Origin of the sequence: Photobacterium sp. CCB-ST2H9 (genome assembly GCF_023151555.2) — a bacterium.
Taxonomy (GTDB): Bacteria; Pseudomonadota; Gammaproteobacteria; order Enterobacterales; family Vibrionaceae; genus Photobacterium.
Window position 1 is genome coordinate 2,059,572 of sequence record NZ_CP100425.1, and the last position, 25,483, is coordinate 2,085,054.

Annotated in this window: 35 protein-coding genes; all 35 read right to left on the bottom strand. The window is 41.3% G+C overall.

The features are described from left to right. Positions 1 to 82: 82 nt before the first annotated feature. Entirely contained in the window at positions 83 to 577 is a 495-nt protein-coding gene (locus L4174_RS09590) for a GNAT family N-acetyltransferase (RefSeq protein WP_248140545.1), read from the bottom strand. 52 nt (positions 578 to 629) lie between these two features. Beyond that, positions 630 to 917, bottom strand: a complete 288-nt coding sequence (locus L4174_RS09595; protein WP_248140546.1) for a contact-dependent growth inhibition system immunity protein — start codon at positions 915 to 917, stop codon at positions 630 to 632. Positions 918 to 1,021: 104 nt separating this feature from the next. Then, a complete protein-coding gene (locus L4174_RS09600) occupies positions 1,022 to 1,390 on the bottom strand; it encodes a hypothetical protein (RefSeq protein ID WP_248140547.1) in 369 nt (122 codons plus the stop codon). A gap of 85 nt (positions 1,391 to 1,475) precedes the next feature. Next, the gene (locus L4174_RS09605) at positions 1,476 to 1,919 is read right to left on the bottom strand and encodes an SRPBCC domain-containing protein (RefSeq protein WP_248140548.1); all 444 of its coding nucleotides are present in this window, start codon (positions 1,917 to 1,919) and stop codon (positions 1,476 to 1,478) included. 179 nt (positions 1,920 to 2,098) lie between these two features. Then, complete coding sequence (locus L4174_RS09610; protein ID WP_248140549.1) at positions 2,099 to 2,470, bottom strand: MmcQ/YjbR family DNA-binding protein; 372 nt, start codon at positions 2,468 to 2,470, stop codon at positions 2,099 to 2,101. Between the two features lie 137 nt (positions 2,471 to 2,607). Next, the gene (locus L4174_RS09615; RefSeq protein WP_248140550.1) at positions 2,608 to 3,018 is read right to left on the bottom strand and encodes a hypothetical protein; all 411 of its coding nucleotides are present in this window, start codon (positions 3,016 to 3,018) and stop codon (positions 2,608 to 2,610) included. 217 nt (positions 3,019 to 3,235) lie between these two features. Continuing rightward, a complete protein-coding gene (locus L4174_RS09620) occupies positions 3,236 to 3,796 on the bottom strand; it encodes a hypothetical protein (RefSeq protein ID WP_248140551.1) in 561 nt (186 codons plus the stop codon). 907 nt (positions 3,797 to 4,703) lie between these two features. Further along, on the bottom strand, positions 4,704 to 5,531 hold the full coding sequence (locus L4174_RS09625) for an MBL fold metallo-hydrolase (protein WP_248140552.1): 828 nt from the start codon (positions 5,529 to 5,531) through the stop codon (positions 4,704 to 4,706). 146 nt (positions 5,532 to 5,677) lie between these two features. Then, complete coding sequence (locus L4174_RS09635; protein ID WP_248140553.1) at positions 5,678 to 6,040, bottom strand: hypothetical protein; 363 nt, start codon at positions 6,038 to 6,040, stop codon at positions 5,678 to 5,680. 177 nt (positions 6,041 to 6,217) lie between these two features. Then, positions 6,218 to 6,679 carry a hypothetical protein gene (locus L4174_RS09640; protein ID WP_248140554.1) on the bottom strand — a complete coding sequence of 154 codons (462 nt, stop codon included), beginning with the start codon at positions 6,677 to 6,679 and terminating at the stop codon, positions 6,218 to 6,220. 135 nt (positions 6,680 to 6,814) lie between these two features. Continuing rightward, positions 6,815 to 7,279: a GNAT family N-acetyltransferase gene (locus L4174_RS09645; protein WP_248140555.1), complete on the bottom strand. Its 465-nt coding sequence runs from the start codon at positions 7,277 to 7,279 to the stop codon at positions 6,815 to 6,817. A 100-nt stretch (positions 7,280 to 7,379) separates the two neighbouring features. Next, on the bottom strand, positions 7,380 to 7,607 hold the full coding sequence (locus L4174_RS09650) for a hypothetical protein (RefSeq protein WP_248140556.1): 228 nt from the start codon (positions 7,605 to 7,607) through the stop codon (positions 7,380 to 7,382). Between the two features lie 134 nt (positions 7,608 to 7,741). Beyond that, positions 7,742 to 8,137: a cupin domain-containing protein gene (locus L4174_RS09655; protein WP_248140557.1), complete on the bottom strand. Its 396-nt coding sequence runs from the start codon at positions 8,135 to 8,137 to the stop codon at positions 7,742 to 7,744. A gap of 144 nt (positions 8,138 to 8,281) precedes the next feature. Further along, positions 8,282 to 8,671 carry a hypothetical protein gene (locus tag L4174_RS09660; RefSeq protein ID WP_248140558.1) on the bottom strand — a complete coding sequence of 130 codons (390 nt, stop codon included), beginning with the start codon at positions 8,669 to 8,671 and terminating at the stop codon, positions 8,282 to 8,284. Positions 8,672 to 8,806: 135 nt separating this feature from the next. Further along, the gene (locus tag L4174_RS09670) at positions 8,807 to 9,313 is read right to left on the bottom strand and encodes a hypothetical protein (protein WP_248140560.1); all 507 of its coding nucleotides are present in this window, start codon (positions 9,311 to 9,313) and stop codon (positions 8,807 to 8,809) included. 87 nt (positions 9,314 to 9,400) lie between these two features. Next, entirely contained in the window at positions 9,401 to 9,832 is a 432-nt protein-coding gene (locus tag L4174_RS09675; protein WP_248140561.1) for a hypothetical protein, read from the bottom strand. A gap of 130 nt (positions 9,833 to 9,962) precedes the next feature. Beyond that, on the bottom strand, positions 9,963 to 10,313 hold the full coding sequence (locus L4174_RS09680) for a hypothetical protein (protein ID WP_248140562.1): 351 nt from the start codon (positions 10,311 to 10,313) through the stop codon (positions 9,963 to 9,965). A 123-nt stretch (positions 10,314 to 10,436) separates the two neighbouring features. Continuing rightward, positions 10,437 to 11,024, bottom strand: a complete 588-nt coding sequence (locus L4174_RS09685; RefSeq protein ID WP_248140563.1) for a hypothetical protein — start codon at positions 11,022 to 11,024, stop codon at positions 10,437 to 10,439. Positions 11,025 to 11,161: 137 nt separating this feature from the next. Further along, entirely contained in the window at positions 11,162 to 11,671 is a 510-nt protein-coding gene (locus L4174_RS09695) for a GNAT family N-acetyltransferase (RefSeq protein ID WP_248140564.1), read from the bottom strand. Positions 11,672 to 11,816: 145 nt separating this feature from the next. Then, the gene (locus L4174_RS09700; protein WP_248140565.1) at positions 11,817 to 12,275 is read right to left on the bottom strand and encodes a GNAT family N-acetyltransferase; all 459 of its coding nucleotides are present in this window, start codon (positions 12,273 to 12,275) and stop codon (positions 11,817 to 11,819) included. Between the two features lie 154 nt (positions 12,276 to 12,429). After that, positions 12,430 to 12,849, bottom strand: coding sequence for a lysozyme inhibitor LprI family protein (locus L4174_RS09705; protein WP_248140566.1), 420 nt, complete (start codon positions 12,847 to 12,849; stop codon positions 12,430 to 12,432). Positions 12,850 to 12,948: 99 nt separating this feature from the next. Further along, positions 12,949 to 13,401: an HIT family protein gene (locus tag L4174_RS09710; RefSeq protein ID WP_248140567.1), complete on the bottom strand. Its 453-nt coding sequence runs from the start codon at positions 13,399 to 13,401 to the stop codon at positions 12,949 to 12,951. 144 nt (positions 13,402 to 13,545) lie between these two features. Next, positions 13,546 to 14,190 carry a hypothetical protein gene (locus L4174_RS09720; protein ID WP_248140568.1) on the bottom strand — a complete coding sequence of 215 codons (645 nt, stop codon included), beginning with the start codon at positions 14,188 to 14,190 and terminating at the stop codon, positions 13,546 to 13,548. Between the two features lie 195 nt (positions 14,191 to 14,385). Continuing rightward, complete coding sequence (locus L4174_RS09725) at positions 14,386 to 14,907, bottom strand: hypothetical protein (protein WP_248140569.1); 522 nt, start codon at positions 14,905 to 14,907, stop codon at positions 14,386 to 14,388. Positions 14,908 to 15,025: 118 nt separating this feature from the next. Continuing rightward, entirely contained in the window at positions 15,026 to 15,508 is a 483-nt protein-coding gene (locus L4174_RS09730; protein ID WP_248140570.1) for a hypothetical protein, read from the bottom strand. A gap of 135 nt (positions 15,509 to 15,643) precedes the next feature. After that, complete coding sequence (locus tag L4174_RS09735) at positions 15,644 to 16,174, bottom strand: GNAT family N-acetyltransferase (RefSeq protein ID WP_248140571.1); 531 nt, start codon at positions 16,172 to 16,174, stop codon at positions 15,644 to 15,646. A 161-nt stretch (positions 16,175 to 16,335) separates the two neighbouring features. Further along, positions 16,336 to 16,638, bottom strand: a complete 303-nt coding sequence (locus L4174_RS09740; RefSeq protein ID WP_248140572.1) for a hypothetical protein — start codon at positions 16,636 to 16,638, stop codon at positions 16,336 to 16,338. An 11-nt stretch (positions 16,639 to 16,649) separates the two neighbouring features. Next, positions 16,650 to 17,147, bottom strand: coding sequence for a hypothetical protein (locus L4174_RS09745; RefSeq protein ID WP_248140573.1), 498 nt, complete (start codon positions 17,145 to 17,147; stop codon positions 16,650 to 16,652). Positions 17,148 to 17,221: 74 nt separating this feature from the next. Then, positions 17,222 to 18,367, bottom strand: a complete 1,146-nt coding sequence (locus tag L4174_RS09750; protein WP_248140574.1) for a hypothetical protein — start codon at positions 18,365 to 18,367, stop codon at positions 17,222 to 17,224. Between the two features lie 674 nt (positions 18,368 to 19,041). Then, positions 19,042 to 21,132, bottom strand: coding sequence for a hypothetical protein (locus L4174_RS09755; RefSeq protein ID WP_248140575.1), 2,091 nt, complete (start codon positions 21,130 to 21,132; stop codon positions 19,042 to 19,044). An 854-nt stretch (positions 21,133 to 21,986) separates the two neighbouring features. Then, on the bottom strand, positions 21,987 to 22,133 hold the full coding sequence (locus L4174_RS24125) for a DUF805 domain-containing protein (RefSeq protein WP_371929332.1): 147 nt from the start codon (positions 22,131 to 22,133) through the stop codon (positions 21,987 to 21,989). Positions 22,134 to 22,288: 155 nt separating this feature from the next. After that, on the bottom strand, positions 22,289 to 22,537 hold the full coding sequence (locus tag L4174_RS09760) for an SMI1/KNR4 family protein (protein ID WP_248140576.1): 249 nt from the start codon (positions 22,535 to 22,537) through the stop codon (positions 22,289 to 22,291). Between the two features lie 80 nt (positions 22,538 to 22,617). Next, positions 22,618 to 23,208, bottom strand: coding sequence for a hypothetical protein (locus tag L4174_RS09765; protein ID WP_248140577.1), 591 nt, complete (start codon positions 23,206 to 23,208; stop codon positions 22,618 to 22,620). Positions 23,209 to 23,611: 403 nt separating this feature from the next. After that, entirely contained in the window at positions 23,612 to 24,283 is a 672-nt protein-coding gene (locus L4174_RS09770) for a DUF5677 domain-containing protein (RefSeq protein ID WP_248140578.1), read from the bottom strand. Positions 24,284 to 24,381: 98 nt separating this feature from the next. Continuing rightward, the gene (locus tag L4174_RS09775; RefSeq protein WP_248140579.1) at positions 24,382 to 25,413 is read right to left on the bottom strand and encodes a restriction endonuclease; all 1,032 of its coding nucleotides are present in this window, start codon (positions 25,411 to 25,413) and stop codon (positions 24,382 to 24,384) included. Positions 25,414 to 25,483: the final 70 nt, after the last annotated feature.

A 25,483-nucleotide genomic window follows, 5' to 3' on the forward strand; every position in this document is an offset into this window, starting at 1 on the left:
AACGGAACCGAAAAAACCATCAACAATGTGGTTTTTTGCAACAGGAAATACCATGACTTCCAGTTTTACTCTTACTATTTTTTTAAAGACACTTTTCAAAGTAATTTACGGGCATGTTCTCAAATAGCCCTGAGCCTCGGGGTTGAAAACCAAGCTGTAACAATATATGCATTGATGGGGCATTTTCGGATTCCGTCAAAGCCCATACACTTGGACAACCCATTTGCTTTGCGTAACTCAAAACTGCTGTACTGGCTTCAAATGCATACCCTTTTCCCCTCGATTGTGTCCTTATCCGATAACCGAGTTCTACGACATCGTTCCCTTGATGCTGAAATGTCTCAATCCCACAATAACCAATGAGTTCGCCTGACAGCTTTTCAACCAATGCCAATTTTCCAACACCACATTGTTCATAAGCGGTGAGCAATTTCTGAAACCGGCATTCTGCCTGCTCATTTGTCATCGCTCCTGTGGGTGAACACACCATAAATTCAGGATTTTTTAGTAACGCAATTGTATATTCTCTGTCGGTTGGCTCAAACTGTCGGAGTAACAATTTCTTTGTTTCTATCATTCGTGCTTCCCTGCTTATCACTCACTGAAACATTGAATCATACGATGCATCACTACTGAAGTTGCGTTGCAATCAATCCTCGGATGTATTCTAACCAACGACAAACATCTTGCTCTGGCCCTGGGCCGTAGTAAGACCCCATCTCAATAAGGTCTTTTATTCCAGGTTTAGAGAGAGCTGCTGTTTCAAGTTCCATATACAAGTTAGTTGTTAATTCTTTCGTCTCCGAACTGACAAAATCACAAACAACCTCTTCCAGAGAAGCTCCATCAAGCGCATGCTGATATAAATATGCTTCTAAAAAGTAACCAAGTGAGGTTAAATGTTTTAGTCCACTCACAACAACCTTACCGAATAGATTAATTTAATATTCACAAAACGCTCCTAGCTGGGACACAAGGATACGTGTTCAGCTCGAAGGTGATGCTGTCTATGCTGCATTGGCTACTCTGAATTGTATGAACCAAATGGCCCATAGACCACCTTGCCAGAAGCAATACTTTTTTCAAAATCGCTTTGATCAGGCAGGTCACTTACATATGCTTCCCATAAGTCATTTATATGTACTGTCCAATCAGACACTTGCATCTCATGGATTGGCTGAAGAATTTCTTCAGGGTGTAAACCATCGTCCGCCAGTTTTCGTAGCGCATTCTTTATCGCCTCAATATATGTTTCTCCAGCTGCATAACAGCTTACATAGGCACCATACAAATCTGGCGGCATTATCGAGTTTTCAAGTGGCTTTACATGGAAAGGAATAATAAAGACTTTCTTTGAACCTTTCTTTTCAGCAAATAGTTTCTTAAACATACTCTTTCTCTGGGCACCGTCTCATTACACCCTTAGCATATACAGACAAAACACACCTGTAATCTGGCTGTCATGCGTGAGCTTGTCATGCGCCATGGGCAGCTTTGCTGAGTGCGGCGATCAAACGATCAATGTTTTGCTCGTTTGCTGTGCCAGCCCTTTGTTTGACAGCTTGTGCTGTTTCGGCGTCTTCAAAAACTTGCTCCCAGATTAAATCTGTCCCCTCTTTTTCAGGCGTGAGTTCAATCGTCAGCCTGAAGTTTGGAGGGCAATCGTGATGTATGACGATTCTGGAATCTGGTACAAGCTCCTTGAAGAAACTTTCATTGAGATAGCTTTTTCCATCAGGGCCGTGCATCACAAACTTCCACCGTCCGCCCGTCGTAAATTCAAAAATTTCAAAAGTGTTAGAAAAGCCTTCAGGGCCCCACCACGATGCCAGTAAATCAGCCGATGCAAAAGCACCATAAATTTCTTTCGGCGAAAATGGCAAAATTCTTGATGTGCGCAGTGTTCTTTCTTCAATCATGATGCTAACTCCGATATCTGTCTGTTGAATGCCGCATAACGAATGACATGGGCTCCACTTCATCAGGCTTTACACACTTTGGTCTTCTGATTCTAAACCCTTGTCGGCCACCATGTCGCAATCTGTTTTGGTATGGATTGAACCCAGCACAGCTTCAGTATCCACTGTGAGAAGCAAAGTTAAGGGTTGAGGTTCTGTATACCCAGTTCTTTTTGTTTTCGCTGACTCAAACCGAGTGCCACAATACGATAAGACTCTGATAAATAATATTTTAAATCTTCATCCAATGGGCCTGAAGTTTCGACTTGTTGAATCCACTTCATGCCACGATTGGCAAAGTAAGGCGCAGGAATATACCCCTCTGACACCCGCAAGAATTCAAAGTTTATATCCGAGGTTTTGAAGGTAAATGCAGGCTCGCCGCTTTTGCTCTGAGTTCCAATCGCGAAAACCTTTCCCCCAACTTTCCAGACATGGGAATTCCCCCACTGAACCACATACGTTGTTGCTGGGAAAGAGCGACAGAATTGATTGAATCCGTTGTGATCCATGATTGATTTCCTGATAACTCATCACGATGACATGGATTTCATCTCTTAGCGGAACTGACAGGCACAAGAGATCATGGCATCAAAAATTGCTTTTTGGGGCGGTTGTCAATGTTTTGTCTGTGTCCACTTTAAATGAGTTACATATTGATCAGCCAAGCCGAAAACATGAAACAACAGAGCGACATGATTACGCCAATGAAAGGGATTTTAAACCAGTATTTGTAAGCTAAAATCAAATAAGCAAAACCAACGATGACTGGTAAGACAGACAACCAAAGTGAACTTTTCACGACTTCAAAATGGTAAGTCGCGAGTGATATATAGACAGCAGCGAAAAACATAACGCCTAAGCTGTGACTGGCATTAAACCCTACCCATGCTCTCCAAACCGTCGTTTCCTTTGTTAAACGTGGTGATGTCGCTTTCATTGCCTCAGTGACTGACGCATCAAATGGCGTAAATTTTTCTGTGAAAAACGTATAAAACAAGTGAATTGTTCCGAGTAATCCCAAAATCGATAACCCAACGACGAGCAACAATTGATCCATATTTCTTCCCTTCTCTGTTGAAGACGACTTTTACAGTCTCATTCGCACACATAACGTTCACGCTGTGGCGTAAACAAAGCGCAGTGTAATTTGTATCCGAAAATTCATGTTCTGATATGACTTTAAAGTGACTTCCCGGCTTTGCCATGAACGAGGGCGATACACAAACTTGAAATTTCGGGATTCAATGAGCCCCCGAATCATCGCCACATGCTGATTAGCCCTGCGACGTTTTCGTCGCATTAAATCTGGCCTCAGCATCTTTAAAAAGCGTCTTCACTCTGTCGACATTCCAAGGCCGCTCCATCAGCGTTTCGTGATCCCATTCGCTTCTCGGAGTCTTAGGTTCAAAAAAGTCGCCACCGTATACATGAAGCGCGCAAGTCATTTTACCAATTGGATTCAGGACTGAATGAATCACCGAACTATCCAGGATTGCAACGTCTCCGGCCCCCAGAGATTTTGCACCCACGACTTCAATCGTGTTCTCTTTTCGCTGCCAAAAAACGTTATCTTCTCTGCCGCAATAGATACCAACCACTGAAAACATCTGATGATTATGCGGCATCAGGCTCATACATGGCGCCCAGGCAAAATTGATAATGGTTAGATTGGGTGATCGATAGAGCGGAAAAAGACCTGCGTGCTGAGGTTCGCCAAGCTCAGACATTATCCCGGCACCATCAGAAACGGCGTCTGATACAACCTCATTCACGGCCTCACGACCTTCAGCTATCGCTCTGATACAGTCTTCTATGAAATGCTCCTGACGAAACATGACTTAGCCTCCCACTCGATGGCCTGCCCGATCATAAACAAGGAGCACACATCCCGCGGATGCGCGTTGACTTACAACTTGGCTCGGTCTCTTGTTGAAACCACGAACGCTCACATCAACTCCCGCCAAAGATTTTAAGACCATGTAAAGAGTGTAGTTCCTAGCCTGTCACTTTTTCAGGTCATGTTTTCATTCGCTTTCAACTGAACGACTTTATATGCAGACTCGTGACAAGCTGTTGAAATATCATGAAGTCTGGCCGCCTGCATGATTCTGGATCTTAACGCCAGGTCATTGATTCAGCGGACTGTTTCACTCAATGCTTTCACCCATTGTTCAGGTTCTGCAATGATGAACTCGTAAACTTGCTCACTGGATAAAGTGATTCGAATTGCATCTCTCGTGACCGGCATGATGCCGCCTCCTTTCCCGAAGCACTGCACTACGGAAGCAATTTCATGCCGGCTGAATCTATAGGGGCCCAATCCAAATTGTTGGTTAAACGGTACAAAAGTAACGTCTGAATCCGTGATAGACAATTTTCCATCAGCTCGAGCCACACCAATCTGAACAGTTGCTACCGAGGATTGAATGATTTTTTCGGATATAGTGCCCCCTTATTCATGATTTACGTTTGTAAACTAACGAAGCAGTAAGCTGCGACTGAATGGATGTGGCTTCAACGGGTTAGAACCTGCCTCAATCAGAGCTTGGATTGTCTTCTGATTCAGAGCCGCATTCGGCAAAATATCCGAGGCTTAGGTCGTGCCTACACCCAAGAGTGCGAGTAATGAAATAAAAAATCTGCCCATATGTTTCCTTGTAATTTAACGTTTCAATCATCCGAGGTATCAGTGGTCGGCTGTATTGATTTGTTAGCACTGCCCGAATCGCTCATATCAGGCACCTATTTAAGTTTTTCAATGGCTTGTTTTTCTTGCTGTTCTACAAACCGAAAAATACTTTCTCCATCAATAAATGCGCTTGGCGATCCGACCTTTGTTTTTCTATCTCGATTAGCAAACAAATTATTTTTATGTGGATGATTCGATAAATTAACCGTAACTGATGGGCTTTCAGCAGCCAGCTTCTTGATTCGAGCCATACTCGCCAAAAACGTCTTTGCGAGGTGCGGCTTTTGAAAATTCGCTCCGTGTCCCCCCACGACAAATGCCCGATAACGCTGGCCATTCTCTTTCACCATAAAATCGATAGACAGATCGCCCTCTGTATGCCCTGGCGTAATATAGAATTTGAACTCAGTATCACCGACCAAAATCTTGGAGCTGTCTTGGGCGAACGATTTTACATCTGGGGGCAAGAATTTATTATTGCCACTACTTTTATTTGCTTGCTCTATGGCTAACTCAAGTCCTTTCTTCGTCATGATCACTTTGGAACCATACATAGACTGGAGATACTCTGCGCCCCCAACGTGGTCGGAATGCCCATGCGTGACGAAGATATGGGTTACTGGCTTATCCTCTAATCCAAGCTTTTTAAGGTTGGCGGGTATCCACTTGCTATATGGAAAATCAAGAGAGTCTATAATGACCAGCCCGGATGATGTGTCGACAGCATACGACGATACCCACTTATCACCGACGTAGTACAAGTTTTCAAACATTTTAAAAGGCTCAACATACCCATTTTCGTCACTCATTTCTGGAGCTTCTACATTTGCCAATGCTTTTAACGAAATGAAAAGGAGTACAACAACCATCAGTTTATTCATGTAATTTCCAAAATTGCGAACGCTTCGCTAAGGGATGAGCAATGCAATACCGAAGCCTCTGCATACCACCTAAAACATTAAACACAACGCATGGTAAAAATGCCACGCGTTGCGAATCACTCTTAAACAGTTTGTAAGGCATACAACTACCATTTCAACAATTCAAGGTTGAGTTCTTTAACGTATTTATTGTAAGGGGCAGTTAAACCATCCACCAATGCAGTCATTTCAGCGTTGGTAAAATACTTTCCATATGACCCATGATCCTTAACCGAAGGGATGTCCAGCCAAATCTTATCAAATTCATCAACCATAAATTGAATTGTAGTACCTTCACTGTCAGTGAAACCGATAAAGTTATTAGGACATTGTGCTACGTCTACAAGATATCCATAAATTTCCCCAGTACCTATTTCTATTGGAGACTGGGCGCTTACGTTCTCTTTAGTTTGGGCTATTGAGAAAAACACTCTTTGGTATCCATTTTCTCCAAAAATTTTTTGAGCCACTTTTCCTCCTTAGGAACGTAAAAGATTAAAATACAAACTCATGGCACCTCAGGATGCCTAACGCCACATTAAGGTGTGAGCAACGCTACCACCTGACCTAATCTATTGCACCGTAAACACGAAACCCAACTTTGAACTGGAAATGCCAAGCGTTGGGAATCTGCCTTAAACGCTTTGTTATGCATATTCCCACTTATCACCTAAAAAATCACCCTTGGCATCCCACGCAAGAAAATTACTTTGTAATTTAGAGAACTCGCTAAACAAAATGCCCAGCCGATTCAGATCTCTAGGTTCAAGTTGTATACAAAACTCTGATATGTGTTTGTAGGGTAAGGGAGCATTATTGCAGAACCTAATTTGAAGAGCACATTGCCCTCGAGGGCTCACCATAAATGCCCTCAGACGAAAATAATGCGCAAAGTTATCCTCTTTCCTTTCCGAACCTATTTCATACAGGAAAACGTCTTTTGGATGACGCGGGAAAACCTCTAGACCTTTAGCGATTTCCATCAAGTCAGAGGCATTATTATAGAGTTCAAACCTTGTACTCTGCATACCATTTGAAACATCCCACAAAAGTTGCAGATGGTATGGCTCTTCATAAGGAATTCTTTCTATTTTTACGCAATATTCCATTTTTATCCTTATATGCATAACGCCGCGTTAAGTAGTGAGCAACGCTACCACCTAACCTAAACCATTACACCTTAAACACAAAACTCAATTTAAACTGAGAATGCCACGCGTTGCGAATCTGCCTTAAACGCTTTGTTAGCTGTATTTTTCCATGACAAAGTTTCTTAGTTTTTGACCACGGATTTCCATTTCTTGGGCTTGAACTACTTTAAAACCAAAGTGCTCGTAAAATGGGCGAGCAGTGATACTGACTTCAGAAAAATAACGTTTTATACCCCGTAAGTTGCCAACCTTAAAAACATGATTCATTAAAGCTTTACCTACACCTTTGCCTTGACACTCATGGTGACAAAAGAAATGGTCTATAAGTCCGCTAGGTTGCAAATCTGTGTAGCCAACAATGACACCGTCTATTTCAGCAACAAACGGAGACAACCCTTTCATCCGTTTTTCCCAGACTGACGAATCTAGACGTTCTGGAGCCCAAGCTTCGACTTGAGCTTGAGAATAGTCACGAATATTAATATTCCGAATTGTATAAAAGTGAATATCCCATAGTGCTTTGGCATCTTCTACGCTGTAATTTCTAATTGTAATCATCGTGCTTAATCCGTAATACAGCTAACGCCCAAAGCAGCGGCGTGCGTTAGCGCGTCCAGCCCGCAGGGCGATGCTGTCTTTGTTTGTTATGTGTTGCTTATTACTCTTCATCACGAAGCCTATTTCTGCATGCAGCAATAAAGTCCGTATATTTAAGATCAGAATCTTGATGTAGAGCCTTTTCAAAGACACAGCATAAATTCCAAAGAGCCCTTTCTTCGGCTTGGTCTTCAATGCCTAGTTTATCGGTATCACTGAATCTGCGAGTAAATTCGAACAGAACCCACGCTTCATCCTCAGTGAGTGTAATTTGCACTTCCTTGCTCATGGTCTCTCTTTACTCATAACGCCGCGTTAAGTGGTGAACAACGCGGCCACCAAACCTAAACCATTGTGCTGTAAACACTAGAGCTGATTCAAACCAAAACTGCCAAGCGTTGTGAATCCGTCTTGAACGCTTTGTTATATACCGATTGGAAGCTCTATTTGATGGTCTGTAGGCTGAGGAGTTATTGTCATGACCTGCACACCATTTGGAGTCTCAAAGCGGTGCCATATACCTCGGGGAACAACTAACAGCTGCCCTTTAGAAAGCTCATTTCGCTGTTCTTGACCTTCTACAAGTAACACCAACGTCGTTTGACCTCTTAAAACTTGCACCAACTCATCGCCATGTGAATGTCGTTCCCACTCACTGTAACCATCGTAGTGACCAATATAGACACCTCCATTTGAATATTCTGACAACATAGCAAAGGCATCTTTGGACTCTTCATCAGTAGTTTTTGGGGTACGTCCACTAAGATAGTTCAGTTTAAAAAACTCTTCTTCAATTGTAATAACCGTCGATTTGGCCATTTTTCCCTCCGTCCTTGAATAGGTATATAACGCCAAGCTAAGTGGTTGCAAACGCTCCACTATACTCAAAATAAACACCGTATACACAAAAACCAATTTTGAACTAAAACCGCCACGCGTTTGCAGTCCGTCTTAAGCGCCTTGTTAAAGGGCATAGCCACCTAGTCTACTAATTGTAAAACTAATATACTCACCTATAACTTTCGGATCGTGTGTATGTATGACGTCTTCTTCTATCAACACACCGCAATCCACTTTAACTGGATTTATTGAAATGATTTCACCAAAAGCTCTGTATTTCCAACCCGAAATTTGTTCAATACACTTTTTCTTGTCAGGGTTTGATTCGAATAAGGACTCCCAAGTTTCATCTTCGTCAAGTAAGTTCGAAAACTCGAAATCAAAAATGTCACCTATCTTCGGCATACTTTCTACCTTTACGGTTAATTCGTCCATTACAAAATACTGCACCCCCTCAATTTCGAGAGTTGCTTCAAGATATGTACCTTCTGTGCGCACAAACTTCGCTTTCATATTTGCCCTTTAATGCCTTGTTAAGGTGTGAGCAACGCAACACCGATACGACCGCATACCACCTTAAACACTAAACGCAACGCATAGTAAAAATGCCACGCGTTGCGAATCACTCTTAAACAGTTTGTTATATTTTTATCTACAACAAGCGCTTAGGTCAGCTTTTATTTTTACTACAAGGTCATCTATGCTGACCACCTTACTGATCACAACACCTTTCTTTTGCTTCATAGACTGCAAAATATTGGGTTTGGCTAGCTCCGGGAATTTCCAAATAAGTTTGAATAATTTGGGTATTATCAGGATCTCTGGGCAGTTATCAGGAAGCTCAGGGCGAGAACGAAACAGGTAAGGTAGATTACGTTTAATGCAACGGGTCACACAAATATGCCTTGGCACATCAAGAAAAATAACATAATCAGCGCTGTCTCGAACTGTTTTGGAAACACCCTCAATAATCCACTGTTGCTGTTTAATTAGTTTTTGCTCACCCAGTGCACGCTCCTCTCTTGAAGCTGCAACCCATCCATCTCTCCAAACTACGCTATCTAAACTCTGGACTGGTATGTTCAAGGCTTGCCCTAATTGTTTAGCCAACGTCGTTTTACCAGAACCTGCATTCCCCGTGATATGAAGCTTCATGTTCCCTCAATAATATAACGCTTCAATATGGGGCGCGCGCAGTTTGCGCGTACCAGCCCAACTTGTTGGGCGAACATGATTGACTTGTTATAAGGCTCTGATTTTGCACAAAGCCTCCTTAACTGCTTGATCAATATTGGCCGTTGATTTGTAGCCTTGTTCATTAAGGTTAATCTCATCGCTAATCCAAATAAAATGGCTGAACGGATCTGATCCCCATTCAAGTGAGAGGTACATTTGCTCGCAAGCCTTGCCTAATTCTTTCAATGAGATTTCATCTGAAGCAAGAAAATCCAACATTCGCTGAGCTATTATTTTGCAATCATTCATGTTTATTGGATAGATAATCAAATCCAGCTGATCCTGAAATTCAAGAGAGGAACCAGTTGAAATATCAATCATCCAATCTGGAAAGTCGTCGTGGTCCGCTATATATCTATCAGCTAAATCGATTAGCTCTTGTTTCGAAATTAAACCGATTTTTTCTTCGATAAGCCAAGTTCTGGCAGTAGATCTCATTCCCTAAGCCTTATAACGCCCTGTCAAGGTGTGAGCAATGCAATACCGATGCTGCCGCATACCACCTTAAACACTAAAACCAACGCATAGTAAAAATGCCACGCGGCATGAATCCCACTTGAACGCCTTGTTATGTGGCTAGCTCAATGCGGTAGTATTTAAGTAAACTATTAAGCTCTTTTTTTATAGCTTCCTCTGCGTTACTTTTTATTTTTAGTAATAACGCTTGTCTAGAATTTGATAGCTCTGTCGTTTGGGATTTTAACGAAAGATCATAAGCAAGTGCCAAGCAACTACTTTTTGCGTAAGAATCTGACTGTCTCAATGCAATTTCTAAAACTTCATCAACTAATCTAAAGGAATCCACCGTAGATATTATTCTTTCCGAAAATTCCATTCTCAGTCTACATACAGACCATTCATCAAATTCCAAATTATCAAGAGCGACCTCAAGTTCATTCTCGAACTGTTCAATGTCCAATATGTTCTCCTGCCACATAACGCAGCCATATGGGGCGCGAAAAAGCTTGGCTAAAATTAGCGACGAAGGAGCGAAGCCAAGCTTTTTGCGTCCCATTCATAATGGCTTTGTTATACGAAAATATCACTGAACTTGTATTTTTACAGACTCACGAACAAACTTTGAAGAAGCACCCTGTAATGCCATAAACTCTTTCATTTCTTCAAGTTGGTCTTTGCCAAACGCTAAAACACCTGCTTTTTTTGATGCTGGAATTCTTAGCTCACTGGTAACAACATACGCAGTAATTCCATCAACAACCACTCGCTGGTCGGTAAAGGTGCCATATGGGTTGCCGTGCTGATTCGCGCACATGATTCTTCCGACGGATGTTTTGTGACCACTAACATCAATTTCTTGAGGGCCGTTAAACAAAACATCCGTACAACTTTGCTTGGATAGAGAGAACATTTGCTTTTGAAATGACTCTGCCGAAGTTTTAGACCCTAGCGTTAACATTTGTTCGGTGATTATCCATTTGGATGTTATTGGGCTTTCACCTTCCGGCACCCACTCTTTTATGTATTGAGAGTTATCAGCACGATCCGACACAACCGACCATTTAACATTATGAGGCAACTCGACATTAACGCTGGTAACGCTACTACTAGGCGAAGTTGAAGCACAAGAAGCAAGGAAAGCAGTTCCCATTGCCATTAAGAATTTACGCATTGTTATCTCCTTTTTGCGTATAACGCCCAATTAAGGTGTGAGGCACGCAATACCGATGCTTCCGCATACCACCTTAACCACTAAAACCAACGCATAATAAAAATGCCACGCGTGCCGAATCACTCTTAAATTGTTTGTTATAAAGCGGACTCTACGTTAAATGCTTTTTCTAACCACACCGAGCTAATGTACTGTCCATGTTTCTTTGCATAGTCATTGAAAACACCGACCTCTCTGAAACCAAACCGTTTATGTAATGCAACTGATGCGTCGTTTGGTAATGCAACACCCGACAATACACGATGGACACCATAAGCACTAATTGATGAGAACAACTGAGTATATAGTTTAGAACCTAAACCTTTCCCCTTAGCTTCTTGTGCCAGATAAACGGTAACTTCTACGGTGTCGTCAAAAGCTGAAATTGCTCTGTACTGTTGGGAACATGCAAAACCTAGTAATACGCCGTTTTCTATAGCCACATATAGTTGATATTTGGTCGTGCTAGAGAACTGAGAAAACCATTCCTGACGATTTTCCAGAGTAAATGGAACTTCTTCAAAGCGTGCATTTGTGTGCTCAATATAAAAATTAAAGATATCTGTGATATCAGCAACATCTTCAAGTTTACCTGTTCTAATTTCCACGAAATATCCTTTTTCTTCGAGCTTTATAACGCTGCGTTAAGGGGTGAGCAACGCTACCACCCAACCTAAAGCATTGTGCCATAAACACTAAAGTTGAAGTAGAACCAAAAATGCCAAGCGTTGGGAATCCCTCTTAAATTGTTTGTTATGTTTTTAACCTTAAGCGTCCAGCCAACTGACTTAGGGGCACCTCTAAAGTTAAGACCCCATTAGTACGACTTAACTCTTGAAAGCCGGCAGAATAATACAAGCTCTCAGCAGGGTTATTTTCAAACACACAACACCGAACACTTTTGACTTTAGGTAGCAAGTTAGTTTGTAAAAGCGAAGCTTTAAGTAAACGACCACCCAGAAGTCCATTTTGATGTTGTTTAGCCACTTGCAAGGAGTCAATGAAGTGGAAATCATCACTTTGATGGAAAGCAATGAAACCTAGAATATTATAGTCTTGTTCTATAACGATAACTGACTTTCGTTTATAGAATTTTAGTATGGCTTCTCCATCCCACTTCAGTCCTAGCTCAAGCTGCATTTCGAGCATATTATCTTCCATGAGTTGATACACCTGTTCCCAATCTGCCTCCTGAATATCTCGTATTATCATTATCTCTCCAAAAACATAACGCTGCGTTAAGGGGTGAACAACGCTACCGCCTAACCTAAACCATTGTGCCGTAAACACTAATACCGAATCAAACCCAAAATGCCAAGCGTTGAAAATCCCTCTTGAACGCCTTGTTATGTGCGTGGTTGATAGGTCACTGTTTTGGCTCAGGTAAGACTGGTGGCGTACTATCCATGTAAGTTAAAAAGTTCGCCCAAATTTCATGAGTTCTTTGCTTCGTTAGCTTAGTTTCGCAAGAGATAGCCATAACACCGCGAATCGTACCCTCACGCCACTGAGTATAAACAGAGTCGCAATGAGACGACATGTAAGCCTGCCAGTCATTTTGAGCCACTTTGATAGCATTAACTAGCTCAGGGTCATTTGAATTATGCTTAAAGCTAGCCTCTAGATAATTCAACAGTTCTGTTTTTGCGGACTCTAGTTCAATTGATGCACACTGGTTAATTTGAAGAGTATTCAATGCATTATCGCAGTCGATAGCTGTATCTTTGGCATTAACCGCCACAGTAAAAACCAAACTTGAGAGAGACAATAATAATTGCTTTTTCATCATTTTCCTCGAAAGCACATAACGCCGGGCATAAGGTGCACCAACACCAAACTAACCAAGTGCACTAAACTCAAAACAAAAATCGCCGAGTGTAACGTGTCACCTTGATGCCTTTGTTATGCCAACAGAACTCAAAATAGCTCTGATTTTGTTGAAAGCAACTATGGTATCAGGAGAGAAACAACCGACTTTAACTTTGTAGTAATCTCTAGCCCAATCAAATAACAGTGGGCCATGAATTAAACCTTGCTGCTCTGGATAGATGCTTAAAAACGATTTACTTAACAAGACTGTTCTTGGAAAAAGGTGGAAATGAATAATACTGGCCGCTTCTCCAAATTTGCAGCAGTACACTTTTTCGGGAGCTAACACTTTTGTAATACTTGATTCAACTTCGCTAAGTAATACCCCAAGCTGACATTTAGCTTCATGAGGAAGTTCACTTAACTCTCTTAGATTCTCTTTATACATAACGATTAAGTAACCCGGCACATCACAATCGCTGCACTGACTTACAGTAAAATATTCTGTCTCAAGTATTGTGGTGTTCATTACTCCATCATTCCTTAGGCATAACGCCCTGTTAAGGTGTGAGCAACGCAATACCGAAGCTTCCGCATACCACCTTAAACACTAAAAGCAACGCATGGTGAAAATGCCACGCGTTGCGAATCACTCTTAAACAGATTGTTATGCCTACTTTTTGTCAGTGATTGCACTAATTCCACGAACAGTGAAACGACGTGAGAATAAAGGTGATTTGTACAACGTCTTAGTTTCTTTTTTGGCAGACATGATTAGGTCATCAATTGCTTTTTCCAATCCTTCATCTTTGTAAGCAATTGACTTTTCGTTAGAGGTGAAGGCTAAATCTGGGTTGATCGTTTCACAATCTACAGTAGGGAAGCCGATTTCAGCTAGGTAGTCATAAAATACTTTTTTTGGAACAACCAATCCATACTCACGCCACGCATACTTTTTGCCCCAATAGTAACCATCGGTGGCATCATGGTGAACGCGCTCATCATTTTTGCCTTTGTTTATAACGTGTTTACCTTTTGCTTCTTCTTTAGCAAACAAGAGGCTAATAATTGGGTTTACTTCAGTATTTTTTGATAAAGCCGACAAGTCGATAATTTTATCGCCGTGGTCATCAACGTAATATCCAATATTGTAACGCTCGCCTTCTTCAACTTCTGCTGTACCATTAGCAATAAACTTATAAACAGTATCAGTTGTAGCTGGCGTAAACGAATGCTCAAACTTACCATCACCTAGTGGTTTGATTTGGTAGTTTGAAACGATCAGATCATGAATAGTATTAAGCTCACGAGATTTCATAAAACACCTTACATTGCAATTAAACACATAATAGCTATATATGGGCTTACTATCGACTTATCAATCACTTGTAGGCATAACGCCGCGCTCAGCCGCGGACAATTTTGGGCGCTTTATGCGCGATAATGGGAGCGCAGCGACCGCGCATAAAGCGCACAAAGTTGACCGTCGGCCTGCAGCGCATTGTTAAGCATTTTAGGTGGGCCATACCACCTCACTCTTGACTTTCTTTTTTAGTTCAAAAGTAGATATTTTTTCCTTTCCAACTTTTTCGGACCACTTGATTGATACCTTAAGAGAATCAGCTTCCGAAAATTTATTTGATGTTGCTGCATCAATTACTCTGTAACGGTACAAGTAATACCCTCCTTCAAGAGTCTTTGGAGAAGCATCCAAATTTAGTTGCAGATAAAGGCTTTCACCAGTTTGGGAAGACGTTACCGAAATCGACTTTAACTCGACTGGAGCTCCACTATTTTGAACGATATACACATATGCGCTTGCCGAATAGCCAGGCCAGAACCTGTAGAAATCTACAACAAGGTATGGCTGGCCAGTATTTATATTTTCAGACGTTAGTTCCGGGTTTGGCAGTGACCATTGCAGACTTCTACGATCGGCCTCAGTTTCATCATGGATAAAATGATACACCTCAGCCGTTTTACATCCAGCAAGGCATAGAGCTAACAATACGACGAGTAAAAATCTATAAATCATGGCTAATGCTTAACGCCCCGCTCACCCGCACATACTGCGGAGAGCGTTTTTGTGTAAAGTGGCGCGCAGCGAAACACAAAAACGAGCGTAGCAGTATGTGTCGGCGTGCAGCGGTTTGTTAGCTGTGGCCTGCATGATGAATTTCGACATAGTGCGACTCAACCAGAGCAATGTGCCCAATGACATTTTTTGAAACCTTAGCGCCACTTATTTTGCACATAATGTAGCGATTATCGATAACGCCTTGAGGATTCCAATCAAAGTAACAGATAAAATCGAGGGTTAAATCATCTGGATCAACGGTATGTATCTCGTGATCCCAGTACCCGTGATTTACATTTGGTATTCGATTGATCATTATTGGCAATCGCGAACCTTGCGCCTGTAGTTTGAAGCATGAAATTGACTCATTAAACCAATCGTATTTCTCATAACCAATATTCAATGGCGCACATACTAAATGTTTAAAGAGTAATACGCTAACCTCCTCAAAATCATCCAATATATCCCACACATCATCATCTTTAGGAACATAATAAATGTTTCGAAGGTGCCTTGATGCCTCTCTGTATTTCTCGAAATATTCCGTTACTTTTTTCATAGCACCTTATGACAGCTAACGCCGCGTTAAGTGGTGAACAACGCCTACGACCTAGCCTAAATCATTGTGCCGTATACACTAAAGTTGATTGAAACTAAAAATACCAAGCGTTGTGAATCCGTCTTGAACGCTTTGTTATAAGCCTGTTTTCGCATACATTGCCGTACTACTCAACTCACCTGACGGCAATCTTCGGTCATTGCACAGTATCCCTTCGAATGTATATCCACCACGCTCTGCTACAGATCGACTTTTCAAGTTATTTACAGCAGCTTTGATTTCGAGACGATTAGCCTTAAGTTCTTTGAATGCGTAAGTTTCTACAGCTTTGACTGCTTCCGAAATGAAGCCATAACCAACGCTCGAACTACGTAGCCAATAACCAATTTCGAAATACGGGACTGTTTTGTCACGAATGATAAGCCCTATTGCTCCTAGAAAACGACCAGTGCTTTTCTCGACGATTGAATATCGTAACTCACCTTCAAAGTTCTCAAAATTGCTGATAGCTTGCTTTGTATTCTCGATAGACTCTGCTTCAGTCAACGCATATGGAACCCAAGGAAGATAAACACCAAGCTCATCTTGGCTTTCTAATATCGCTTCGAGCATCAAAGGCTGATATTCCATTGAAGGAGGCACTAGTTTAAGCCTTTCTGTTTCCATATATAACAATCTCCAATTAAGGCTTATAACGCCGCTAGCAACGGCGGCCAATACGTAGCTTCTGCTGTGTTAAGTTGAGAGCGAAGCGAACAACACAGCAGAAGCGAAGTGTTGGACGTCCAAGCGCACGTATTTTTGTGCGCTGATGTTGCCTAGCCTTGTTAAATGCCAGAAGCGCCAATTACAACAATGCCCAAAAATAATGCAATTACGCCAAGTAACCTTAACCACCAGAAGCGAAAACGCTTAAAAAATAGATTAGCTAAAAACAACAAAATGCTTAGTAGGCCAATAACTATAAGGATGCCCGCAATAACTGCTCCAGGCTCACCTCCGTAAAAATATTGGCGAACTTCTTTCGGTATATGACTCCAGAAGAAGATCTCTATAAGCACAATACATACGCCCAATAACCCCAGAGTCATCCCAGAAACTTCAATTCTTTGCCACATACCTTGTGCCATTTAACGCCACGCTAAACCGCGCCACTTTTTGGCGTCGGTTTTGAGCGGCTTGTTATACGTTTTTTCCATTGGATGTGAGCCTTGATAACTTTTAATGTTATCTTCTTATCTAGAATCGTAAGAAACTGAAGAAAGTACATAGGAATGAAGAGCATCAAAGGGACTAGTTGATGCCTTACCCCTGCCGCCTCCTGCTTTGGATATAGTAAAAACATAATCAAAGCAAAGACAGCATAGATAATAGTTATTGTTGCCAAACTCCAATATCTTGCTATTACCCAATTGACTCTAACTTCATGTTGTCGATTCTTTTTGACTGCTTTAAGCATCCGTAGCTTTAGTCTTCGGGACAGCATGTTTCCATAGACGGGGATTTTACTGGAAACACTTTTGAAGATATTTGGAACCCAGCTAAATAGGATCTTTGTGAGAAAAAGACCCACAAGAACAAAAAATATTCCCGTAAACCACCATGAGGGATCATTTAGATTTTTTAATATTTGTTCCATTCGATTCCTTTACGTATAACGCCAAGCTAAGCGGTGCACGATAGTGCATCCGCTTGAGCTTTTTGTTAAGTGTTTTATCTGCGCGTACTACTTGCAAATCTAGGATGACGGCCATACTGATCAAGCCAGCTTTTCATTTTCGTATCAACTCTAAACATTGCTTCTCCTTGGATTGTTAAGGATTCGGTCTTAGCATGTGGTTCCCAAGGATAAGCAGGTATTTCTAGCACGCCCTTAACGATAGCTTTAAGCGAGTATGAAGTTCTACTAGGCCCCGTTTTAACTTTCCAGTTGAAGTCCAAAGCCTCACCACCAGAAAGTGTGGTGTTTGTAGATGTCATAAGCTCATCGCTAAGCAACTCTAAGCGTTCATCTACAACTAGCTCTGCTGTAACGTCAGTTAATTGGTAAATTCCACCGAAAATTCCACTAAGTCCTGAGATCGACACGTTCACATTTATGTCTAGTTCTCGATTTTCATGTATTGCCATTTTCATTGGATGAAATTTCACTTTTAATGGCTGAAATGAGCCCACGAGATCTTTGCAACAATTTACTGAGGGTATAGACGTAAGCTCTTCATAGGGAATTAGAGTGCATTTACCCCCTCTAGTGCCTCCCCATTCATCTCTATTCCAAGGGTCATTGACAATAAATCCTTCCTTATTCCAACCAGTAATCAACATTGCATGGCCACATGTATCTAGCACTCTTGCCATTTCCTCAGGCATTGGATACATCTGTGTCGTAAAATGTACCCTCACAAAGGCAGGAGCTTTAGTAGAGAAAACAATTGCTTTAAAAAATTCGAAATCTCTTTCTGCGAACATCTCTGCGTTGCCTGATATGAAATCAGCACCCTCGACACCAGTAGGAAAATTAGGTAAAACATAATGCCCAGGATAATAAACATTGGGCATATAATTTAAACGCGCCAGATACCTTACTAAGTCTTCAGATAACGTTTCATGGTCGAACTCCTGCCAATTAGTCCATCTTGCATCATGAGCAATTAATTCTTGTGGCGGCACTATCCTTTCATGGAAATCTCTGAGCATTTGAACAATGGCACAGCCAGACCAAAACATTTTCTCTTGGGTATAATATGGTACGTCAATTTCATACTCCTCTGGCAAGTTGCTCAATATAGTTTGCTCTTCACTGTTTAAGCTCGGAAGCAGCTCATCCATTTTTTTAACTACATCTTCTTTCGAAGTCATAAAACTCTCCTTCTTTTATGGTTTTCTTGTAGTCTGATTGATACTGCTTCAGACACTTAACATTTTATTCAACGACATCATGTCGTATAACTCTGTCATATATCTTCACAGACCAAATGAAACATAACCATCTGATAAATAAAGACATAATCAAAGTATCACAAAAACAATTCAATAAGATATACGACATCATGTCGTGTATCTCATTTAATCAAAAATCATAACCATTTGTTTCCAGGCACTTTTACCACCATCTGATAAAACATCCTCATTCAGCGACAGTGTATCCACATCTGAAAAGCGACATCACACCACCACCGACGCCTGCCCCACCACCAAAAATCAAACACGCTACCGCCCTTAACACTCAAGTTACTGAAGGATGTAAATTTCTGTAACAGTCATCATATTGAGTTATGGGCAAGGTTTCATTAAAAGGCATGTTTAGGGTTGCATATCTGTGCTTCGGGACAAAGTTCTGAAAAGGTGGAGAAAGAAGGTGATGAAGTTTGAAGCGGAAGTGCCTGATGTGTTGCCATTGCTTGGCACAGGCGCTGGATTTCAGTCGGAAACAGGATAAGTATGCTCTGTAGGCAACGGATTTCGCCAAACAATGAAACAAAAAGAGCATATGACGACATATGCTCTTTTCAATCTATTGGTAACTGGCTGTATTATTCAAAACTGACTGTTGCAGAATCACTTGGCATGATGGGCTGCGAACCATCATCATCTTCAACCGTTGCCGTCACAGTATTCACATGTGGAGAGCTTGTCACAATTGCAGTAAATTGACAGCTATAGGTGTCTTCAACTTGTGCCGCAGGTTGAATCACTTGAGGTACAGAACAAGTTGTCGACTGAATACTACCCGTGACCTGAGTGATGTCTCCAAACAAATTATCAACCAGACTTGTGATTGTCAGCGCTTCAGCATCCGAATCATTCGAGATACTCACTTGATAAGTCACCACAGCCTGCGTGGCTTGTTTCACCACTGATGCGGCTGGCGGCGCATTGAGAACATTCACCGTCGCATCATCCACAGCACTGACGATTTCACCATCATCATCTAAACCAGACACAGTGATGATGTTCGTCACTGCCGTATTCCCGTTGCCTGAGACAAAGGTGACAATCGTACAGGTGTAAGAACCACTTGGTGCTATTACCTGTGGAAGACTACAGTTTCCCTGACCATTCAGCATGCCTAACTTGTCGTCATCAGCGACATCAATGGTCACCGGATCAACACTTGAGGTGTTATTGATTGTGTATGTATAAGTGACGTTACCACCCGGTTCTTCAATCGTTGATGGAGAAGCCGTTTTTATCACTCCAATACTGGAGGGCGTGTTGAGAATCACAACCGTTGCAGAGTCACTCGCGCTGACTGGATTATTTTCATCATCCTTACCTAACGCTGTAACAGTATCGGTTTCAGAACCACCCGCATTCCCAACGACATTGATCTGGAATGAACAGCTGTAGTTTGCCCCAACCGCGATCACTTGCGGGACCGAACAATCACCTTGTCCATTTAAATCCCCATGAACGTTATCGACCAGCGAATTGATGGTGACCGGATCTGATGCTGCCGGACTTGAGTTGCTGACAATGACAGAAAACGTGACCAAACCACCCGGTTCATTCAACTGTTCTGGCGAAGCGGTTTTGATGAGCTCAATATTGGGTAACAAATCAGTGATGGTAACCTGTGCAGTGTCTTCGCCTGATAACAGATTGCCGTTATCATCAATGCCACTGGCGGTCACGATATCTGTTTCTACATCACCCGCGTTACCGACAATATTGGTCGTAAAATGACACGTATAGGTATCAATGCCACCCGGATTTCTGTCGTCTGACGGAATAGTCTGTGGAACACTACAAGTCGTACTGACAATACCATCGTGATTTGCTGTCGTAATGTCACCGTAGATGCTGTCTGTCAGTGTATTTAATGTCACGTTATTTTGCGGGTCGATACCCACATTCGTTACCGTTACCGTAAATGTCGTACTCCCCCCCGGCTCTGCTAGCGTTTGTGGATTGACCGATTTCGAAACTAACAATTCCGCTGGCGGGACTGCGATTGGAATGTTAAAGGAATCATCACACTTACATTTAGAAGGCGAGCCCGGGTATGCATCAGAAGGGGTCACGCAAAGCTCATTCGCTCCGGACTGGCGCCAACTCGTACAATATGGCAGGTTTAATTGGCCATCATTATCCGGGTCAACACACGTAGCGGTTAAAGTAAAAGTGGGTGAAAGCGGGTTATACCCAGGCTTTGCAATGTCACCACATTCATCCTGTACACCTGAAGGTGTGGTTGTGCCCGGATAGGGATCGTTTGTACCGTCCAGATCCAGCCAAGGGGGTGACGGCTGGAAAGGTAAAGTAGAGATACTGCATTGCCCGCTTTTTGCACCATCCGAGTTAGGATCGCCATCCGTGACAAAGTAGATCCCAACATCATGTCGCTCTTTTGATGTGGTTTCGATATCAAATGTCGCAGTAAACTGCACAACATCACCTTGATAAGCACAGCCGTCATCCAGAATTTCAAGCTTCGGCGTTCCGTCGGGGTTAGTCGCTACACCAGCGATTTTTACATCATTCGCCGTACACTGCACCGCAAAACCTGCGGTTTCTTCCATACAGCCGCCAAACTCAGTACCCACAGCACTGACGTTTTTTATGGGTAGAGCCCCTGTGAAGACCAGGACGCCTAATATCCAGTGCCTCTTGATTTTAAACATGTATATACTCCTTCCATTAATTATTTCAGATATTAACCCTCACCAAATGGTGTATTAGGGTTAGCGAGTTCAAAAGCATTCACGACACCTAAAACCAATGCTTTATTACTGCAAAAGAGCATAAACCTGTCACAAAGGGCCCTGAACTTTTCAATTTAAAACCTCAATGAGACTGCATCAAAACCATTCAGTCAGTATTCATGCTTTACCAGACAGTTCACAAAATTCTGTGAAATTTAAATTAAACCAATACATTCTTACTCCAATCTGATATTTAACTGAAAAAATTCAGCCATACATACAAAAAATTAAGTTTTTATTTTTATCAACAAAAGTAAACAAGATGAATTGAACAAGTACTTGAATATTCTCCTTGAGTATATCGGGTGATACGAATAAAACTCACCCGGTAAATAAACCTGAATTTAAATCAAAAAAACATGTCTTCGTGTATTCCAACATCACGTCGGATAGCGACGCATTAAAATCTACCCGTTCGGTTCCTGCAATCAGTTTTTAGGGCGTCTGTCCTGATTTTACTCCCACTCCCCTGAATCAAACACGCTACCGCCCATAACACTGAAGTCGCCGGAGAATTAAAAATAAAAATTGCTGTTGTCGCCATACTTTCCAGTTATGGGACAACTTTCATAAAAGACATACTTGAGGATGCGGAATTGTGCTTTGAGGCAAAGTTCTGAGGGAATTGAAATGAAATAAAAACGATGAGATTTGAAGCGGCGCACTGGAAGCCAGTGCTATGAATTTGGCACTGGATTTCAACAAGAAACAGACTGTATCAGGCGGGTGTAACTGCAGGCAATTCACACCATCACCTAACCCATGTCATTGTTTTATTTCGGGTTGGGGCCATATTCATTAGTGCCGGACTGGCCGTCCTGCACAAAGAAGTAAAGTAAGATGAGGAAGCTCAGAATTGAAAGCCGGTTGAGCAACATACACCGGCCAGATCGGCCAATGTCAGGCGTTGCGAGTATCACTTGAACCGTTTGTTAAAGCTTTTCTATCTTGGCAAATGAACTCGCGAGCAGCTGAATTTCCCCAGTTTCATGAGACTACATATATACTTTTGGCTCGAATTTCCCTGCTCCTTTTAAGAAAACAATTTGCTCTCCAAGGCCATTACTAGCAATGACTAATGTATATTCAGGAAAGTTTCCAAAGCCAAAACACGACTTTTTTTCTTCAATAATATGTTATAAGTACGAGCTAACCTTTTTCGACCAGAAGTGTCCTTGATTGAATACAATTCCCAATCATCTTCTTCAGTCCTAGCTTCCCCACCATTTTCTACTTTCATTGATTCACGATAATCATGCGGTAGAGTTTCGCCAAGTTCTGTCTCTCTATTGACTAATTGCTCTTCTGATCGATTCAATGCCACTTTTATCTCCAAAGATATAATTCCTGCATTTTCGGTTGATTTGAAGCGCAGCGGAAAGAGAGTCCGACAACATGCGCTTGTTAGCCTTTTAGTAACTGAATAGCTTTGATTACACTTTCTACTACGGGCTTTGAAGTTTCAATTAGAGAAGCAAGCTTATTAGAAAAACTCACTATTTTATCTATATTTGGGGAGTCAGAAGATAACGCCGACTCAATATCTTCGACTATAAAACTTGCTACAGATTGGTCCTCCGTACTTAGAGAGCCAGATTTAGCGTATGAAAGCAGCTCTTCGATGGCAGAAAGTGTTTCATTGCTCATTCCTTCGAGACCACTTTGAATATTAACAACTGTGCTTTGATCAATTGATGCGTTTCCAGTGGCCACGGTCGATTTATTCGTTGCGACTATCGAATTATCACCAGTCGTTATAGTTGTTTCATGATGCTCTATTTGTTTACTCATAACTTTTTTAAATCCAGTAACTATAATAGACACTATTGCGACTATTAAGCAGAGATTACTGAGACCTTGAAACGATGAAGCTGTAGCAACTTTCTCTCCAAAATCAGGATCGTGCAAACTACTCGGTACAGAACCGCTAGCAATCATATTTAGTAATAACCATGCTATAGTAAACCCAATTGATATTTTTGTTGATGACATCATTTCATTAACTCCCTCTATTCATATAAATTACTCTCGGTTTATATGCTGTGTCTCAAATGGCTAATGCCGTGTTAAGTGGTGAACGACGCGATCATCCAACCTAAACCATTCTGCCTTAAACGCTTTGTTAGCCTAAGCAAACTGAAATTCCCCACCATGCTCTTCCATAATAAATGAAAGATCTTGTGCGGCATTTTGGAATACTAAACCATTGCACCGTAAACACGAAACTCAACCTTGAACTGAAAATGCCACGCGTTGCGAAACCCTCTTGAACAGTTTGTTATATTTCGGATTTGATGAAACCCTTCTTCGCTAAAATTAAGCTATACTGACACTCCTGCTCTAACGACAAAAGGTCGATTTGATTGCTAATTACATGCGACAGATATCGATTTAAAATCTACAAGGTCAACGTAATATAAAATAGCTCATCATCATTCTTAATACCCCTACCACGAGTATTAGATTGTGAGGTTGACGACAGTGGTGAACCATGACTATGGTTAGACAAAATACGATAGTAAAAAGAATATTGCTCCTTTATTAAACCGCAACGCTTTGAAATAACTTCATCACTAATATGCATATCTGCATTGCCAGATTTAATCTTGTTTTGCATGTGCTTAGGAAGTAAGAGGAAAAACGCAGACTCAACAATTTCTTTTTTACTTTGAGGCAACCCTACTTTAAATGACTCTAATACTTCATGTTCAGGTTGACTAGAGTAAAGACGATACTTCTCCATATTCGCGTGAAAGAAGTATAGCTTTCTCCTAAACTCCAATTCGTCATCAGACAGTTCCATTTCCGAGATATAGCAATAACGATGAGCAGTTTCAATAAAACTACGAGCTAATATAGCTATTGATGAAAAGTCCCAAATGCCGAATTTTGTGGGAAGAATACGCTCTAGTGTGATAGCACTCAGAGTTAACCTAGTATAGATTTTTGTAGCTTCTATCCGCTGACCTGAAGTTAGTATACCTCCAGACTTATCTGACACATCAACTGCCGCACTCACCAAGCTTTCAAACAGCGAATAATTTTCCTTAAAATGTTCTTCGTCATTCATATTTCAAATTCCCCGAGAAATATAACGCCGCGCTCTGCGGCAAATTTGGAGCGCAGCGTAAAATTTGTCCGACAGCAGGGCCTTATTATGTACGATATTCATCGGGGTAATGACATTAAGAATGAATCAACCTTTTCAAACATATAGTCATTAGGATCATCTCCCTTCTCTTTCATATCGAGCATATTGCATAGATCTTCATTTGTCAGATTAACTATTAACTTACCATGTTCCCTCATAGCCCCTTGAGAGAATTTCAATGCGTTATCGCTAATTCCTTTTCTTGAAATGATAAAAGCGACTGATCGAAGGGCTCTTTTATGTAGATATTTCTCAGTGGTTAAGACCTGCCCCTGGTTTATCTTGAGCTTATAGTTCTTGAACTCAAACACCACATATCTACTATCTAGCTCATTACATATAAACATCCAAAAATCTGAAACTGTTCTTATTCTCGTAACAAGATCAAACCTGTTAAGCCCATCATCAGTACGTTGCTGGGTTTGCCAGCCTGTTAAATCCAAGTCGAACAGGTATTTTAATATTTCTGTACATTTTTTCTCGTAATCTGACCACCCTTTCTTTCCACCATGTATACTTTTTAATTCACTGCATAAGCATGGTGTACTCGATATAAAATCAAGGAACTCCTCTGCTTTTGGCCTTTTAGTCGGTTTTGATGATTTTATTTTTTGAATTTTATTTTCTTTTGAAGAAAACTCGCTATCATCTTCAAGTAAGGATGATAGCTTTTCAGATAACTCTATTGACCCTGACGCCATATTAAATATGTCAGGTCTGGAGATAACTATGATCCCTAATCTTTCTAATTCTTCGATATGTTCGGGTCTAACATAGCTAGAGATGACCAATATTCCATTAGATATATTGGTTAAATCCATTAATCTGAGAAGTTGATTAGTTGCTTTTTTAAGAAGAGATGTGTTTTGAGAACTTTGGCGATAAAACTTTACCTCTACCACATACCTTTTATTTTGAATGGTTGCAGAGAAATCTAATTCTGTTCTACCTCCATCGGTTTGGTACATCTTATTCTCATCATCAATTTTAAATCCTTGATGACGGAAAACATCTTTTACCAATTCCTCAAATTCGTAAAACTCTCTCATTCCCTATGCATCCCGAGTACATAACGCCGCATTAAGGTGTGACGCACGCTTGGCCATACTTGAGCGAAGC